We start from the raw sequence: 12,354 nt of genomic DNA on the forward strand, positions 1-12,354 counted from the left end.
ACCCCGGCGGCGATCAAAGCTAGAATTTTTTTCATATTTTGCTCCTTAATTTTTTGAAATTTGGCGACCCAAAACGTAATAGGTCTCTTTGCCCGCGACCTTTTGTAACTTGAGCTTAAATTTTTCCGACCAAGAGCGGATAATCTCCTCCGCAGCGGTCTTGCGCTCCTCGTTGGTAGCGTCATTTTTGATCTTAAAATACGGGTTTGAATTAGACATCGCCACGTGTGCACCGTAAATTTTAAGCTTATCGTTCAGCCCCACGATGCGATCAAGCTCATTATCCTCAAAATCACACTTCGATAAAATTCCTCGCAGCTGCGCGACCGTCGCGTCGTTTACGCTATATCCTAGCGCTAGCAAAATTCCATCTTCACTCATTCTCATCCTTTCAAAAAATTTATTTGTTCGCTTGTGAAATCAAAACGCCTTCGATTATGCTTTTTATATCGCCGTCCAAGATCGCATCGGTCTGGCTATACGCCTCGCCGCTGCGGTTATCTTTGACCTGCTGATACGGAAAAAGCACGTAGGAGCGGATCTGATGCCCCCAGCCGATCTCGCTTTTAGGCGCGTTTTCGTCCTTCTCGCGCTGCTTCATCAGCTCAAGCTCGTAAAGGCGCGACTTTAGCACCTTCATCGCCGTTTCTTTGTTTTTGTGCTGGCTTCTGTCGTTTTGGCAGTTTACTACGATGCCCGTTGGGATGTGCGTGATGCGCACCGCGCTTTCGGTTTTATTGATATGCTGCCCGCCTGCGCCGCTTGCGCGAAACACATCGACGCGAATATCCTTCTCTTCGATATTTATCTCGATATCATCATTGAGCTCCGGGCTTACCATCACGCTCGAAAAGCTCGTATGTCTGCGCCCCGCACTATCGAATGGGCTAACGCGCACCAGGCGGTGGATGCCGTTTTCGGCTTTTAGATATCCGTAGGCGTTCTCGCCGCGCACGATGAAGCTGACATCCTTAAGACCCGCTTCCTCGCCCTCTTGGAAGTCCAAAACCTCGATCTTAAAGCCCTCTCGCTCGCAAAAGCGCAGATACATGCGATATAGCATACTCGCCCAGTCGTTGCTCTCCGTACCGCCCGCGCCCGGATGGATACTGACGATAGCGTTTTTATCGTCGTTTTCGCCGCTAAGCATCATGGAGATTTCTAAATTTATGATCTTGCCCTCTAGCGCGTCCGCTTCGGCAAAAAGCGAGTTTATCGTCTCCTCGTCGTTTTCAGAGTTTGCCAGCTCATATAGAGCCTTTGCATCGTCTACGGCATTTTTAGCGTTTAGAAATTTATTTAAGATATTTGAAATTTTAGTTTTTTCCTTGCCGATGGCGCCTGCTTTTGCAACGTCCTGCCAGAGATTTTGATCGTTTTCAAGCTCCTCAATCTCTTTTAGGCGCGCTTTGATGTTTTCCGGTTTTACGACGCCCGCAATATTTTCGACTTTAGTATTTAGGGTTTTTAAAAGTTCCGTGTATTCGTAATTATCCAAAATTTAAAACCTTTTTTTTATGCTTTTGGCGTGATTATAACATATTTTGGATTAAGGTTGTTTATAAAATTTTATTTAAGGCGGGCATTATGAAGCATTTGTCTATTAGGGATATCAAAACTTGCTTGATATTTCCGCGATTAATTAGTTTAAGCTCCGTCGAGAGATCGGGCAGAGGGTCATTTAGTAGCAGTTTTAGCTTTGCTTCTTCTAGCTTCAACTTTTTACAATCGGCTTTTTTGTCTTCAAGCATAGACACCACTAGTCTTAGCTTTTCTTTTATCATTTCGCTTTGCACGAAAGCACCTTATACACGATAATGGAACATAAAAAAGCTACGATGGAGCAGGCAAAATACGCCCAAATTTCTCCGATAGTCTTTTCAAGAAGCGCGTGCAGCCCTAGCAAAAAGAAAACTAAGCCTATAATGCAAATCACGCCCGTAATTATATTTAGTAAAACCGAGTTGGCGCTCTTTAAAAAAGAGCGCCTGATGTCGCTAGCTTGAGCGTCTACGAGCTCTACTACCGAAACTATAAATTCAGATATGCCTGCCATTATTTTTTCAGCAACCAAGCGAGCAAAAATCCGACGCCAGCAGCGATCGCGATGCTTTTTATCGGATCTTGTTTTATAGTGTCATTTACGCTTTCTATGCCGTCTTTGCCTTTGAGCCTTAGATCATCTATATATTTTTTGATCTCATTGCTATTTAGCTGATCTAGAATTTTATCTTTAGCAGACTCCGCACGCTCTGCGCCTATGTTTTTGATGGACTTCATAATCTCTTTAAAATCCGCTTTTAAAGAGTCGATATCCTTTTTCAAAGACTCTAAATTTGTCTCTTGAGTAGCCATTTTTGCTCCTTTTGAAGTTTATTTTAGAGCTAAAGCTCGCGGTAGATTTTAGTACTTATTGATTAACGCTCGCTAAATGGACTGCCCTTTCGCGCTTAATTTATACCTTTAATATTTTTTGATATAATTGCCAGCCTTAATATTTTATATTGAAAAGAGAGAACAATGCAGATCATTAGAAGCGTAGAGGAGCTAAAAAGCTTCAGAGCAGCGGCAAGCGGCAGCGTGGGCTTCGTGCCTACGATGGGGGCTTTGCACGCGGGGCATGCGAGCCTCATAAAAAGGGCGCGAAACGAAAACGACATCGTAATCGTCTCGGCATTCCTCAATCCGGCGCAGTTTTTGCCCGGCGAGGATCTAAATAGCTACCCAAAAAACGAAGCGGGCGATATTAAAATTTGCGAAAGCCTCGATGTGAACGCGCTTTTTATTCCGAGCGTAGATGAAATTTACGGCTCCTGTGAGCCGGGCATTATCGCGCCTAAGCCGTTAAGCGAAATTTTAGAGGGCAAGACGCGCCCGGGGCATTTCAACGGAGTGCTTAAGGTACTAAATAAGTTTTTTAATCTCGTGCGTCCGCTCAACGTATATATGGGCAAAAAGGACGCCCAGCAGCTTTTCATCGTGCAAAATATGGTAAAGAGCTTTTTTATGGATATAAATATCGTGCCCTGTGAAATCGTGCGCGAGAGCGACGGCTTGGCGCTTAGCTCGCGCAACGCCTATTTGGATGAGGAGGGAAAACTTATGGCGCTTAAGCTTTCGCGCTCCTTGCTAAATGCCAGCTCGCTTATTAAAAAAGGCGAGATCAGCCTAAACATCATCCGCGAAAAGATGCTTAGCGTGCTTGAGCCGCTGACGGTCGATTACATAGCGTTCGTGGATTATAAATTTAATGAAATTTCGCAGATCAAGTCGGGAGATACTATCATTTTGGTAGCCGCCAAGGTAGGCACGACCCGTCTGATCGATAATATCTGGCTGTAGATGGCGAAGCTTCATCTCGTATCGCTGGGCTGCAATAAAAATTTGATCGATTCCGAGATCATGCTCGGACGCCTACAAAACTACGAGATCACGCCAGATGTCGCCTCTGCCGACGTCATCATCGTAAATACCTGCGGCTTTATAAACTCGGCAAAAGAGGAGAGTATCCGTGCGATCCTAGATATGCACGAAGCGCGCAAAAAAGGCTCTCTGCTTGTAGTCACTGGCTGCCTCATGCAGCGCTACCGCGAGGAGCTGATGAAGGAGCTGCCCGAGGTCGATCTATTTACCGGCGTCGGAGACTATGACAAGATTGACGAAATTATCCTAAAAAAGCAAAATTTATTTAGCCCGGACACCTATCTACAAGCAAGCGAGGAGCGCGTGATAACGGGCTCAAACTATCACGCCTACATCAAAATTTCAGAGGGCTGTAATCAAAAATGCAGCTTCTGCGCGATCCCGACCTTTAAGGGTAAGCTAAAATCCCGCGCGCTGGAAAACATCATAGACGAGGTGCAAAAGCTCGTAAAAAAGGGCTACTACGACTTTAGCTTCCTCTCGCAAGACAGCAGCTCGTATATGCGCGATCACGCTGTTAGCGACGGGCTCATCTCGCTAATTGGCGCGGTCGAAAAGATCGAGGGCGTCAAAACCGCGCGCATACTTTATCTATACCCGAGCACGACCTCAAATGCGCTAATAGAGCGCATCATCGCCTCGCCCGTGTTTGCGAACTACTTTGATATGCCGATCCAGCACGCGAGCGACAAAATGCTAAAAATCATGAGGCGCGGAAGCGGCGCGGCGCGGATCAAAGATCTTTTAAATTTGATGAAAAGCGCGCCTAATGCGTTTTTGCGAACGGGCGTCATCGTCGGACACCCAGGCGAGAGCGAAGCCGAATTTGACGAGCTTTGCGCGTTTTTGCAGGAGTTTAAATTTGACCGCGTTTCGGCGTTTGCTTACTCAAAGGAAGAAGACACGCTCTCGTATGAGATGGAGCAGGTGCCCGCTAAAATCATCTCAAAGCGCCTAAGCAAAATCGAAAAGATCACTCGCGCCGCGATCGAGGCGAGCTTCGCGCAGGAGTTAGGGCAAAAATTTATCGTCTCGCTTGAGGGCGAAAGCAGCGAGGGCGAGATGTTTTACGCTGCGAAAAAAGCGCTCTGGGACAAGGACATCGACGGCGAAATTTTGATCAACGAAAGCGACGTGGAGCAGCTAGAAACCGGCGGTCGCTACTGGTGCGAGATCACGCAGGTAGCGGGCAGCCAGGCGCTAGGCAAGATCACGGCAAAGGCCTAAAATGCTAAGCGCGCCCGTTTTACGCAAGCTAAAATCGGGGCGAAATCTGCTTGCATTTTCGCACGGCGTCGATAGTACAGCGCTTTTTTACCTTTTGGACGAGGCGGGCGTGAAATTTGACCTTGCGATCGTGGATTATAACGTCCGCGCGCAAAGCAAGGACGAGATCGCCTCGGCGCGGGATCTGGCGGCTAAATTTAACAAACAAATCTACGTAAAAAGCGTGCGTCTTGGCGAGTCAAATTTCGAGCACGAGGCGCGCGCGGCCAGATACGATTTTTTCGCCGAGATTTGCCGCGAGCGCGGATATGAAAATTTGATCTTGGCGCATCAGTTTGACGATAAATTCGAGTGGTTTTTGATGCAGCTTGGCCGCGGCGCGGGGCTTAGCGAGCTGCTAGGTATGCAAGAGCTTGAGCCCCGTGAGGACTACGCGATCGCTCGACCGCTTCTAGGCGTACGAAAGTGCGAGCTGGAGCGGTTTTTGCGCGAGCGAAATCTAAAATACTTCACCGACGAGACGAATTTAACAGACCGGTTTAAACGCGGCTTTATTCGCGTGAAATTTAGCGAGCCATTTTTAAACGAATACTTTAGCGGCGTGAAAAAAAGCTTTGAGTTTTTGGCGGCTGACGCGTTAAGCTTAACCCCCGAGATTTCTAATCCCGCGCCTAAAATTTATCTCATAAAACGCGGCACAAACGAGATTCGCGGCGTGGGTCTTGCCTGCAAGCGGCTAGGGCTCGTATTAAGCGCCGCACAGCGAAACGAATGCGCTCGCTGCCTAGAAAACAGCGCCGACTGCGTGCTTGGCGGCAAGGTAGCCGTGGGTGTGAGCGTAAAATTTATCTTTATGACGCCATACATCAAGACCGCGATGGAAAAGAAATTTAAAGAAGCGTGCAGGCAGCTCGCCATCCCGCCGATAAACCGCGGATTTTTGTTTGCTTCGGGCGCGAATCTTGCGCTATTTGAGGAGCGTTTATGAGCGTTTATTTTACCTCCGATCTACACTTCGGTCATGAGCTGGTGCTGAAAAAATACCCGAATTTTAGAAAAGGTGCGAACGTGGCTGAGATGGATGAGAATCTCATTGCCGCTTGGAATGCGCTCGTTACGCCCGAGGATCTCATCTATAATCTCGGCGACGTCTCTTTTCACAAGGATTTTGCGCACACTTGCGAGTTACTTGGCAGGCTAAACGGGCGACATTTTTTAGTGCTCGGCAACCACGACGGGCGGATCGCTGCGATGAAAAACGAACTACTAAGCCAGCGCAAGGCGGACGGCAATTTTATGTTTGAGCAGATCGTGGGATATGCCTTTGTACGCCTATCGCATAAGAGAGCGGCTCTGTCTCACTACCCGATGATCGAGTGGGCAAACTGCCATTATGGCGCGCTGATGCTCTATGGTCACCTGCACGCAGATATCGCTGAGGTTTCGGGCAGAGCGCTAAACGTAGGTTTTGATCTGCACGGCAAAATTTTAAGCGAGGACGAGGTGTGGTCGTATCTCAAAGATATCCCGCCCAAGGCCCATCACGCAAGCGAGCTAGAGGGCATTAGCGATAGCGACGACGTGGAGCAAAGGCGGATTCTGATAGAAAATTTTTTACGTAAAATTAATCAGAGTTCGTAAAAAATAGAATTTGCGGCGCGAGATGGGCTCTTTGCGGCAAATAAACTTAAATTTCAAAGTGAGCCGTTAAATACGAATGATTTTACCTAGTCAAAATTCCATTATGCAACGCGAGATAAATTTAATAAAAGCATAGCACAAACGAGCACTAAATCGCATCAAGCAAGCGCAGTCTTGCAAAGCTGAAGATTAAATTTTAAAATTCTGCCTAGGTGCGGAGCGAGATATTTGATCTACCGGGCTTCCAGCATCGCGATTTTGTTAATGTAATCGGCAAAATTTAGATTTTTTAGATTCGTTTTGATGTATATGCGCGTGAAAATCACATAGCCGATCTCGTTGCTGAGCGTGCCGTCGGAGTATATGAAAACGTTGGTGAGAAACTCGCTATTTTCGGTTTTGTAGAAGGTTTCGATCTGAAAATTTAAAAGCTCGTAAAAAAGCTCGTCCGCGTCGTTCATCGCGGCCTGCATCTCCTCGTCGATGCGCACTATATCGGCATAGAGCACGCGCTCTTGGTTAGCGACGACGAAACACGCTCGGTTATTAAATTTCAGCGCGAACATCGCCATATTTTCAAAATCGCTTTGATTTTTCAGCAGGAAGTATAAAATTTTAAATAGACTAGTGTGCGAGCCGAAGCTCGTGCCGAAGGCCTCATCCGCAGCCTGCGCGCTTGAGCGCGGAAATTCCACGATGAAGCTATCATCGACTTTTTGATAAATACAGCTATCTTTAGGCGCATAATCCTCGCTAAAATGCACTCTTTGGCGCTCGTCGTCTATTAGGACGCAAGAGATTAAATTTTTCTCGCTCAGATCCGCAAAGCCCGCCAGCGAGGTAGCCAGATCGTTCTCCGACGATATCGGGAAGCTGTCTGATCTCTCGTCCGCAATCCTTCTGCCAAAGCCCAATTTTCTATAAAAAAACTCGCATGCGCCGGCACTTTTAGCGACGCTGAGGAATGATTTTGCCTTAAATAGTGCCATTTTCTCTCCTAAAATCGCAATTATACCAAAAGACTATTATTTCAAACTAAAATTTAGCGTCCTGCTCGGCGCTTGCAAAAAGCAGTCGCCTGATCGCCTCTTTACCCTCTTCAAGGTCAAGTCCTTCTAAATTTAGCGGTGCGCTGAGGCTGTAATTTATGCGCGAAAAGGGCTTTGGCAAGACCATCTCGTCCCAGCTGCGAAATTTCCAAAAACTGCTCGCTTCGTAATTTAGCGCGTAGATATCTAAGCTTAGCCGCTGCGCAAGGATCACGGCTCCGTCCGCGACGCTGTAAAGCGGACCGCGCGGGCCGTCGGGAGTGATGATGACATCGGTGCCGTTTTTTATCTCTTTGATCGCGCCCATAAGCGCGCGCGCGCCGCCCTTGAAGCTGCTGCCGCGAATTGCGCCGATACCGAAATGCGAGATCACGCGCGTGATGATCTCGCCGTCTTTATGATCGCTGATAATGACCTTAGCGCGCTTCTTGCTGCCGAAATCCCGCAGCCACCAGCGCCTATAAGCAAAGCTCATCATCGCTAATCTTCCATGCCAAAACACGACGACGCAGGGCTTTTCGGGCAGCTTCGTGGGGGTAAATTTAACCCTGCACGTTAAAAAAATACACCAAATTAGGATAAAAATGAGATATTCGGCGATGCGGAAAAATAGCCGCTTTTTAAGCGATAACTTTTCCATAAAGCGCCATTCTGGCGGTCTTTTCGACACGTACTCTGCGCGTCTTGCCTAACAGCTCCTCGTCGCCTTGCGCGCAGATTAGAAAATTTGAAAAGCTTCTACCGCACGCAGTGCCGCCCTCTCGTAGCTCCTCAAAATACACATCGAAAATTTTATCTTTTTGCGCTCCTGCGATCTCGTCTAAAATTTTAGCGTGAGCGCTTTGTAGCCTGCTTAGCCTTTCGCTTGAAATTTCATCATCCAGCGGCTTTAAATTTGCCGCCGGCGTGAGCGGTCTCGGGCTAAATTTAAAGGAAAAAACCTGCTCGAATCTCACCGCTTCTAACACCTCCATCGTCTCGGCAAAATCCTCCTCGCTCTCGCTCGGATAGCCCACGATGATGTCGGTGCTGATCGCCACGCCCGGGCAGCTTTGGCGCAGTTTAAGCGCGCGGTCTAGATACCACTGCTTGGTATATCCGCGCTTCATATCGCGCAAAATCTTGCTCGAGCCGCTTTGCAGCGGCATGTGCATCGATTTGCAAATTTTAGGATTATTGCAAAAAACGTCCAAAAATTTATCGTCCATATGCAGCGGATGCGGGCTTGTAAAGCGGATACGCTCGATGCCCTCTATCTCGCTAAGCCGCACGAGCAGGTCGCTGAAGTCGATTTTTTCGTGCGCGTTAGAAAAGCGCTTGCCGTAATTGTTGACGTTTTGGCCGAGCAAAAATATCTCTTTGGCGCCGCGAGCTGCGGATCTTTCGGCTTCGCGTAAGATGATTTGAGCGGGGATCGAAATTTCATCGCCTCTAGTCTGCGGTACGATGCAGTAGGAGCACTTTTTGTCGCAGCCGATCATTATGTTTATAAAGGATTTATATGGCGAGCTCGCAAAATCGCCGAAGGCAAACTCGCTCTCGTCGTAGTTTATGTCCGTACTAATAAATTTTGGCGTACGTACGGCTTGCGAAATTTTAGATACGTTTCTGGCGCCGAGTACGAAATCTACGAATGGTGCGCGCTTAAAAATTTCTCCGCCCAGATGGCTTGCGGTGCAGCCGCAAACGCCGATTTTAGAGCCCTTTTTTCGCGCTTTATCAAAAGCTCCGATCTCACTGAAAAGCTTATGCACGGGCTTTTCGCGTACGGAGCAGGTATTTATCAAGATCAGATCCGCAATATTTACGTCGTCGGTAATCTCGTAATCTTGCTCTTTTAGCTGCGCGATAATATGCTCGCTATCGCGCACGTTCATCGCGCAACCTAGGGTCTGGATGAAGAGGAGTTTGCTCAAAGGATATGCACCTCGTACATATACTCGTTTTCGTTCAGCCCGTATCGCACTATGCGCTGATACACGCTAAAACCCTTAGTGTCGAAAAAATCCACCAAAGCGGCTAAATCTTTTTGAGAATTTTCTCTATCCAGATAAAATATTTTTTGTCCGCTCTTTTCTACTTGGGCTTGCAAATCCTCGATCTTAACGCTTTTTGGCTTAGAGGCAAGCTCCGTTCTGGCAAGTTTTAGCTGCATGATCTATCCTTTCATTTATGTTTTAAACCCGCGAGTTTAGCGAAATTTAGATAATAATTCGTTTAAATAAAAATAAAGTCAAAATTCCATATAATACCGCACTTCAAAATTTAAAATCCAAATTTAGTAGCACGAAATCAAATCTTAAGGAAAATTTATGGAAAAAATCACCGACATCATCGAGTCGATTGCAAATGAAAAGGGGCTTGAGCCCGCAGACGTCAAAGAGCGCGTCAAAACGGCGTTCATCCAGACCGCAAAAAGACTTTTCGGCGAGGAGTATCTCTACGACAGCGAAGTCGATCCTCAGACCAAGCGCGTCAAGCTTTACCAAAAGGTTCACGTCGTCGCTGATGATGATGAGCGGCTCGGCGATCACAACTTCATCGCGCTTAGCGAGGCCAAAAAAATAGGCGAAAACGCGGAGATCGGAGATGAGCTAAGCTACGAAATAAATATCGAAAATCTCGGTCGCACGGCTTCCGGCGTGCTGGCTAGAGAGCTAAATTTCCACATCCAAAGGCTGCTCGAAGAGAAAATTTTTGAAAACTATAAAAGCAAGGTAGGCACTCTCACCCACGGCACGGTCACTAAGATCGATCACGACGGCACGACCTACGTAGAGATCGAGGATACGAAAGCCTTTATGCCGCTTAAAAACCGCATCAAGGGTGAAAATTTCAAGATCGGCGACGTGATGCAAGCCGTCATCAAAAACGTAGCCATCGACAAATCCCACGGTATCAGACTGGAGCTTTCGCGCACCAGCCCGAAATTCCTAGAAGCCCTACTCGCCGCCGAAGTCCCAGAGATCAAAGACGGCAGCGTCATCATCCAAGCCTGCGCGAGGATTCCGGGCAGGCGAGCAAAGATCGCGCTTAGCGCCGTCTCGCCAAACGTCGATCCGGTAGGCGCTACAGTCGGCAAAGGAGGCGCGCGAATCGATGCGGTGAGTAGATTTTTAAGCAAAAATTTGCAAGACGGAAGCGGCGGCGAGAGCATCGACGCATTTGAATACTCCGCAAGTCCCGAAATTTTGATCACTCGTGCAATGGCGCCCGCGATCGTAAACTCGGTCAAAATAGCACAGGACGGCAAGGCGATCGTCTATGTAAACCCCGATCAAAAAAGTAAAGCGATCGGCAAAAACGGCCTAAATATCCGACTCGCTTCGATGCTGTGCGGCTGCGAGATCGAGCTTATCGAAACCGGCTCGGCGAGTGAGAAAAAGGTCTCCACGGAGGAAGGCCTTAAAAATCTCGAAGCGCTTTTCGGCGAGCTGTAGAGCTCGCGTACTTCGCTTTTTGAAATTTTGTAAATTACGCCTTTTATAAAATTCTATTCTTTTAGGATTTTACGAATTGTAAATTTCGTCTTTTGAAAATTCTGCAGCAAAGCGAAATTTTATTTTGCGCGTAGAATGTGCAGAATCTGAAGCGAGCGGTAATTTTGCGAATTCGGTGGCTAGCGAAATTTGTAAATTTGATGCTCTGCAGAATTTTAATATGAAATTTTACGGAGTGCGGAATTTTAAAATTTAACGCCAAAGCGAAATTATGGCCGAAATTTTGCGGCACGAAATTTTAAGATCAAATTTTATTTACATGCACTTGAATTGATGCGATATTTAAATTTACACGGCGCGCAAAATTCCAGCCCAAGCTAGGTCGTGCCTACCGCTCGTATAAAATTTCAACGCCGCCGTAGCGCCAAAACGCCTTCGGCGCGAGGTATTCGCCGCCTAGGACGGCTAGGTTGAGTTTGAAATACTGCGGCGAAAATTCCGTGATTTTTGAAATTTCCTGCTCAAGCAGCGTCGTGCAGTAGAGGTTTGCTTCGCCGCGAGGTCTTAGCGTGAAACTCTCGCCGACGCGCCTAAGCAGAGAGTCAGCGAGGCGCGCCTTTTGCTCCTCGCTTAAAAATTTCATCCGCACCGCGCCAAAGTCTCGCGCATGCGCCAAGAACTCCCGCATCGAAACGGTCGCGACGCCGTCTTGCTCGCCTTCGCCCGTTACGGCGTGCACCACCAAAAGCGGGCGCTCGCGCACGATCATGCCTACGTGCGAGTATTTAAAATCCGTCGTAGTCGCGATTATGCGGCTGTCGGTGACGTCGCCTAGGCGAAAGACGAGATCGCCCGTGCGTAGGTTTGATAAAATTTCATCCGGTACCCGTAGCGGCTCTTTTGCGGCAGATGCGCGCGTGAGCATCCGGAGCTCGCCAAGCCCGCCTGTGGCAAATATCAAGCAGATGAGAAACTTTTTCGCTAAAGCGAGACTTTCCACTTGCCGTCTTTTTTGACGAGCTTAACGCCCTCGGTGCGGTTCGTGCCGTTTTTAAAAGACACGGCGACTTTCACTAGCGCCGATTTCTCGTCGCTATTTTGCAGCTCGCCCGAGATACTCTTTAGCCCGCCGCGCTTAGAGGCCTCCTCCTTGCCGGCGCCTGCCATCTGCATCAATTTGCCATTTATCATCTGCATCTCGCCATCGCCAGATCTCTCTTTATTGGGTGCGTCGATGATATCAACCAAAGTCTTGGAGTCGCCCTCATATAGGGCTCTGACGAAGTCCTCGGCGACGCCTTTTGGATCGCTGCCGCAGCCCGCTAAAACGAATATCGCGATGAGCGCGAGTAGAAATTTTTTCATAAATTCTCCTTGTATAAATCTTGGAATTTTATATATGAGCAGTAAATATTTTTTAAATTTGAACCTGCCCGCTCCGGTAAATTTTCATCGCACCGAAGTTTTCAGAAAATCTATTTTACGGCGCTTTTGCCGTATTAGAATAGAATTTTCGCATTCACGAACAAGATTACTCGCTCGAATAAAATTTTATCTCGCTAAAGCGAAATTTT

At 47.6% G+C, this 12,354-nt stretch carries 16 protein-coding genes; 5 read left to right on the plus strand and 11 right to left on the minus strand.

The features are described 5' to 3' along the window. Positions 1-45 precede the first annotated feature (45 nt). The 5 genes from Q0438_RS10660 to Q0438_RS10680 all read right to left on the minus strand — a co-directional run bounded on the left by Q0438_RS10660 (position 46) and on the right by Q0438_RS10680 (position 2,355). The gene (locus tag Q0438_RS10660; RefSeq protein WP_005870061.1) at positions 46-381 is read right to left on the minus strand and encodes a hypothetical protein; all 336 of its coding nucleotides are present in this window, start codon (positions 379-381) and stop codon (positions 46-48) included. Between the two features lie 19 nt (positions 382-400). Beyond that, complete coding sequence (gene prfB / locus Q0438_RS10665; protein ID WP_299190753.1) at positions 401-1,498, minus strand: peptide chain release factor 2; 1,098 nt, start codon at positions 1,496-1,498, stop codon at positions 401-403. 61 nt (positions 1,499-1,559) lie between these two features. Further along, positions 1,560-1,796, minus strand: a complete 237-nt coding sequence (locus Q0438_RS10670) for a hypothetical protein (RefSeq protein ID WP_299190755.1) — start codon at positions 1,794-1,796, stop codon at positions 1,560-1,562. Then, a complete protein-coding gene (locus Q0438_RS10675; protein ID WP_299190757.1) occupies positions 1,781-2,056 on the minus strand; it encodes a hypothetical protein in 276 nt (91 codons plus the stop codon). The genes Q0438_RS10670 and Q0438_RS10675 overlap by 16 nt, the downstream gene beginning before the upstream one ends. Beyond that, a complete protein-coding gene (locus tag Q0438_RS10680) occupies positions 2,056-2,355 on the minus strand; it encodes a DUF883 domain-containing protein (protein ID WP_299190759.1) in 300 nt (99 codons plus the stop codon). Before Q0438_RS10680 ends, Q0438_RS10675 begins: the two co-directional genes overlap by 1 nt. Before the next feature lie 165 nt (positions 2,356-2,520). Between Q0438_RS10680 and panC the strand changes: the two genes are divergently transcribed. Genes panC through Q0438_RS10700 form a run of 4 tightly spaced genes read left to right on the plus strand, consistent with a single transcriptional unit; the run spans position 2,521 to position 6,291 of the window. Continuing rightward, a complete protein-coding gene (gene panC / locus Q0438_RS10685; protein WP_299190760.1) occupies positions 2,521-3,342 on the plus strand; it encodes a pantoate--beta-alanine ligase in 822 nt (273 codons plus the stop codon). Then, complete coding sequence (gene rimO, locus Q0438_RS10690) at positions 3,343-4,650, plus strand: 30S ribosomal protein S12 methylthiotransferase RimO (protein ID WP_299190762.1); 1,308 nt, start codon at positions 3,343-3,345, stop codon at positions 4,648-4,650. A gap of 1 nt (position 4,651) precedes the next feature. After that, entirely contained in the window at positions 4,652-5,638 is a 987-nt protein-coding gene (tilS, locus tag Q0438_RS10695; RefSeq protein WP_299190764.1) for a tRNA lysidine(34) synthetase TilS, read from the plus strand. Further along, positions 5,635-6,291, plus strand: a complete 657-nt coding sequence (locus Q0438_RS10700; protein WP_299190766.1) for a metallophosphoesterase — start codon at positions 5,635-5,637, stop codon at positions 6,289-6,291. The genes tilS and Q0438_RS10700 overlap by 4 nt, the downstream gene beginning before the upstream one ends. Positions 6,292-6,524: 233 nt before the next feature. On the opposite strand, the gene Q0438_RS10705 is transcribed toward Q0438_RS10700, so the two are convergent. The 4 genes from Q0438_RS10705 to Q0438_RS10720 are packed head-to-tail and all read right to left on the minus strand — an operon-like array spanning position 6,525 to position 9,495. After that, positions 6,525-7,280 carry a hypothetical protein gene (locus tag Q0438_RS10705; RefSeq protein WP_299190768.1) on the minus strand — a complete coding sequence of 252 codons (756 nt, stop codon included), beginning with the start codon at positions 7,278-7,280 and terminating at the stop codon, positions 6,525-6,527. Positions 7,281-7,326: 46 nt separating this feature from the next. Beyond that, positions 7,327-7,980 carry a lysophospholipid acyltransferase family protein gene (locus Q0438_RS10710; protein WP_299190770.1) on the minus strand — a complete coding sequence of 218 codons (654 nt, stop codon included), beginning with the start codon at positions 7,978-7,980 and terminating at the stop codon, positions 7,327-7,329. Beyond that, complete coding sequence (gene miaB, locus Q0438_RS10715; protein WP_299190772.1) at positions 7,961-9,256, minus strand: tRNA (N6-isopentenyl adenosine(37)-C2)-methylthiotransferase MiaB; 1,296 nt, start codon at positions 9,254-9,256, stop codon at positions 7,961-7,963. The genes Q0438_RS10710 and miaB overlap by 20 nt, the downstream gene beginning before the upstream one ends. Next, a complete protein-coding gene (locus tag Q0438_RS10720; protein ID WP_005870077.1) occupies positions 9,253-9,495 on the minus strand; it encodes an HP0268 family nuclease in 243 nt (80 codons plus the stop codon). The genes miaB and Q0438_RS10720 overlap by 4 nt, the downstream gene beginning before the upstream one ends. A gap of 157 nt (positions 9,496-9,652) precedes the next feature. Here Q0438_RS10720 and nusA point away from each other — a divergent pair, with 157 nt between their 5' ends. Then, positions 9,653-10,780, plus strand: coding sequence for a transcription termination factor NusA (nusA, locus tag Q0438_RS10725; protein WP_299190774.1), 1,128 nt, complete (start codon positions 9,653-9,655; stop codon positions 10,778-10,780). Between the two features lie 388 nt (positions 10,781-11,168). Here nusA and Q0438_RS10730 read toward each other — a convergent pair whose 3' ends face one another. Both Q0438_RS10730 and Q0438_RS10735 read right to left on the minus strand, forming a co-directional pair. Further along, on the minus strand, positions 11,169-11,780 hold the full coding sequence (locus Q0438_RS10730) for a YiiX/YebB-like N1pC/P60 family cysteine hydrolase (protein WP_299190775.1): 612 nt from the start codon (positions 11,778-11,780) through the stop codon (positions 11,169-11,171). Continuing rightward, on the minus strand, positions 11,762-12,145 hold the full coding sequence (locus tag Q0438_RS10735) for a DUF4878 domain-containing protein (RefSeq protein ID WP_299190777.1): 384 nt from the start codon (positions 12,143-12,145) through the stop codon (positions 11,762-11,764). Before Q0438_RS10735 ends, Q0438_RS10730 begins: the two co-directional genes overlap by 19 nt. Positions 12,146-12,354 lie beyond the last annotated feature (209 nt).

This window comes from uncultured Campylobacter sp. (genome assembly GCF_938030785.1).
In the GTDB taxonomy this organism is placed as follows: domain Bacteria; phylum Campylobacterota; class Campylobacteria; order Campylobacterales; family Campylobacteraceae; genus Campylobacter_B.